The following is a 3,895-nucleotide window of genomic DNA, read 5'->3' as shown; positions in this document are numbered from 1 at the left end:
GGGTTTGGGTTGCCTGAAAGTGTGGGCAATGTTTCGCGAATTGTGATTTTCCATGTGCCGGCGGCTATGGTGATGGTTCTATGGTTTGCGGCAGGAGCTTTCTTTGCTTTTAAATACTTAACGCACAGACGCCCAGAAGATGATAGAAAATCAGTGACCGCTCTGGAATTGGGAATGCTATTTGGCGTTCTGGCAACGGTTACAGGCTCCATCTTTGCCTATCAAGCGTGGAACAGCGCATGGAATTGGGACCCTCGCGAGACCTCCGTTTTGGCCCAACTACTGATTTATATCGCTTACTTTGCCCTAAGATCAGGCATCTCCGATCGCGAACAGCGGGGTCGCGTTTCGGGAGCTTATGCCCTGTTTGCTCTTGCCACTGTGCCGTTTTTGATTTTTATCCTGCCGAGAATACCCGCGTTCAGCTCGATCCATCCCGTTGGTACTTTAACGAACCGCGGAGGACTCGATATTCCTTATAAGGTAACGCTTTACTCAGCGTTAGTTGGTTACATATGGCTTGGTATTCGAATCTTTCGCACTCAAGTTGCCGCTGGTAACATTGAGGCGAAGTTGGAGGAAATAGATGGATTGGAAAATAGCAGTAGCGCTACCGTCGCTCCTCGTGTGGTGCGGCGTGTTCCTTTATCTTCTGAGGACGGAACGAAAAATTAGTGAACTCGAAAGGAAGATTAATAAACAATGAAAAATCAAGCGAAGATTAAAGCAGGTCTTGTTGTTACGGTCTTATTGGTAGTAGGGTTGCTGGTTGTTGTAAGTTTACTCTTTGTCAAAAACTCAAGTCCCTACCGAACGATCGCACAAGCGAAAGCCTCAAAAGGAAATGGTTCGATTCACATTCAGGCAGATGTAGATAAGAAATCCGTGTTGCGTAATCTTATTAATCAAGAACTTAGGTTCATAATTGAAGACCCTAAAACCCATGAGGCCATACCGGTCATTTATCATGGGGCTATTCCTGAAAGTTTCGATCAAGCCACGCGTGTAGTAGTGGTCGGTTCCATCAAAAATGGCATCTTTGAAGCTACTCAGATACAAACAAAGTGCCCTTCCCGCTATTCTGCAGATGAAAAGAGTAAATAACAATGGGTAATGCGCTGGTTATAATTGGTGTTGCAACGGCTTTGGCTTCGGTAACATTATACGTATTTGCCAAAGTCCTTCCGAATCTTATGAAAGTTGCGCGTTGGCTATTTGCCATCAGCGCCATCGCGACTGTTGGTGTCCAGGCCTTTCTTATCTATCTCATTACGACCAGGCGTTATGACATTTGGTATGTTTTCAGCCATAGCGATAATAGTCTTCCGCCTCTGTTTCGTATTTCAGCCGTTTGGGCGGGGCAGGAAGGTAGCTTTCTTCTGTGGGCGTTCTTTACAGCCGTTCTAGGAGTGATTGCCCTTCGCTCGCTCGGGCGATATGAACGGAATTTCATGATCGTCTACGGCCTTATTTTGGCGAGTATTCTGGGAATTCTTGCCCTTCAAAGCCCTTTTACACCCACAAGAGTAATTGCAGAGAAAGAGCTTGCCCTTAAAGGGATAGTCCTTCCTGCAGATTGGGCTTCACCGATTAACGGCCAGGGAATGAACCCTGCCTTGGAAAATTATTGGATGGCTATCCATCCTCCCATCATCTTCATTGGCTTTGCGATGCTCGGGATCCTTTTTGCGTATTCAATCGCCGCGCTATCGCGGAAAGATTGGGACCAGTGGGTCTACTACGTTCGGCCTTGGGTGGTTGGGTCCATGGCGATATTGGGGCTAGGAATTGTGCTCGGCGGGCTTTGGGCTTATGAGACTCTCGGGTGGGGCGGATTCTGGGCGTGGGACCCCGTTGAGAATGTCAGCCTACTACCTTGGCTAGCGTGTGCAGCATTAATTCACGGGATACATATGCAAATCGCTCGCGGTCGAATGCGGTGGGCGAACCTATTGCTGGGCGGAATCCCTTTCATTCTATTTATTTACGGGACCTACGTCACGCGCAGCGGAGTCTTATCGAATCTTTCCGTTCATGCCTTTGCAGCAGACCTTGCCAAAGGCGCGATCTCAATCTTGCTGTGGCTTTGCCATCTTTCGTTGGCCTTATTAATCGGCTTCGCCTTCTGGCGTCTAAAAGCAATCGTGACTTCGCCCGTTAGCGGAACTCATCAAGTAGAGAATGCGCTTTCGAAAGACAAAGCCATCTTTGCAGGGGTTATTGGGCTTATAATCACCCTCGTAATTGTTAGCGTTGGCACGTTTCTTCCGTTAGCCCAGATATTGTTTCATGCCAAGCCGATGAAAATTGAACAGGGGTTCTATCTTAAAGCCGGAGCGATTGTAATCATCCCAATAGCGCTGCTGATGGCAATTGGACCATTGATGCGTTGGCGAGGAATGAAAGGCGAGTTACTGCTAAATCGTATTTTACTACCATGGATGCTCTCCTTCCTTTTTGCCGTCTTTGCGCTTTTCCTTTGGATGCCCCCTCTTGGCAACGATGCGCAGGTAGGAGAACGGTTCCTGCATCTCATTCCTCTTATTGTAACGACACTTTTGTTCTTTGCAGTTGCGGCAAATATTTTCCGAATGCGCAAGACATGGAAAGTAAGCAAAATCAGCACTGGCGGCTTCATCACTCACGTTGGGGTCGGGTTGTTGATGATGGGATTAATAGTATCCACAGTGGGTGAAAATAAGAAGACGGTGACTTTACAAGGCAGTGAGCCGCAGGACGTATTTGGCTATAGCATCAGCTTTGCAAAAATGAGCTCAAACATAAATGCGAAGACCAATCGAGTGGTTTTGAAGCTGAAGGATAAATCCGGCAAAATCTCTGAAGTTAAACCGCTCTTTTATGAAAGCGAAAGCCGCGCTGACGAAGAAGGTCAGCCGATGGTTGTTAGGGCGCCTTGGATTAAATGGTCACTCTTTCAAGACCTCTATTTTGCCTTAAGCGATAATCCCCAGCAGGTTTCTGCAAATCATAATTCTTTACGCGCTAATCTTAAAAAAGGGGAGACAGGGCAATTGGGTCCCTATAGCGTGAAATTCATCGGCTATGATACCCAGGAGCATTCCAAAGGGACAGCAATGGGGGTTGGCGCTCGGCTGGAGGTGAGCTATCAGGGGCACATGCAGTCGGCGGAACCGCGCACCGATGGTCAGAATAATCAACCGGCACAACTGGAAGGCGGGGCAATGGCTCAAGTTGGCATCGATGCCGACAATCATGCGATCTTATTGGAATTATATAACGTGCCTGGGCATCCTGAAACGAATGAGAGTAATTCCACCCCATCAAACTGGATTATTCCACTGGAGATAAGATACAAACCAATGACCATTCTAGTCTGGTTAGGTTCATTATTACTCTTAGTTGGTGGGCTGGTATCGGTAAGACGGCGCTCATTAGACCTTATAGCGTTAGGGAAATATGGAGAAAATATACCTGCGAGTGGTCATAAACAAAAGCGGCAGCATAAAGGTAAACTATAGCTATGCGCTTGGTTCAGTTGTTGAAAAGTAAAATACATCATGCCCATATAACTTATGCGAATGCCGATTATGTAGGCAGTCTTGAGGTCGACAGTGATTTGTTGGATTGTGTCGGCCTATTGCCCGGTGAGCATGTTCATGTCTGGAATATCGAAAACGGAGAGCGTTTCGAGACCTATGTTATCCCTGGCGAACCCGGCAGTGGTGTGATCGGGCTAAACGGCGCAGCCGCCATCAAAGGTAAATCCGGCGACCGCCTTATTATCGCCGCCTTCACCCTAACCGACGAACCCATCACCCCCAAGATGGCCCTAGTCGACCAAAACAACCACTTCGTCCGATACCTAGAAGCTTGGGACCGCGAGTTAAAAGAAGTTTAGTTATTGGTGTCACTG

At 47.6% G+C, this 3,895-nt stretch carries 4 protein-coding genes; all 4 read left to right on the top strand.

Features of this window, described 5'->3' with window-relative positions; all coding sequences use genetic code 11:
• The coding region (locus WCO51_10745) for a cytochrome c biogenesis protein (protein ID MEI6513732.1) at window positions 1–675 on the top strand (675 nt) is incomplete at its 5' end.
• 27 nt (window positions 676–702) lie between these two features.
• Window positions 703–1,104, top strand: a complete 402-nt coding sequence (locus WCO51_10740) for a cytochrome c maturation protein CcmE (protein ID MEI6513731.1) — start codon at window positions 703–705, stop codon at window positions 1,102–1,104.
• 2 nt (window positions 1,105–1,106) lie between these two features.
• Window positions 1,107–3,500, top strand: a complete 2,394-nt coding sequence (ccsA, locus tag WCO51_10735) for a cytochrome c biogenesis protein CcsA (GenBank protein MEI6513730.1) — start codon at window positions 1,107–1,109, stop codon at window positions 3,498–3,500.
• Between the two features lie 2 nt (window positions 3,501–3,502).
• Window positions 3,503–3,880, top strand: coding sequence for an aspartate 1-decarboxylase (gene panD / locus WCO51_10730; protein MEI6513729.1), 378 nt, complete (start codon window positions 3,503–3,505; stop codon window positions 3,878–3,880).
• Window positions 3,881–3,895: the final 15 nt, after the last annotated feature.

This window comes from bacterium (assembly GCA_037131655.1).
Lineage (GTDB): Bacteria > Armatimonadota > Fimbriimonadia > Fimbriimonadales > JBAXQP01 > JBAXQP01.
The sequence above is the reverse complement of the archived record's forward strand: the minus strand, read 5'-3'. Positions and strand labels throughout refer to the sequence as shown.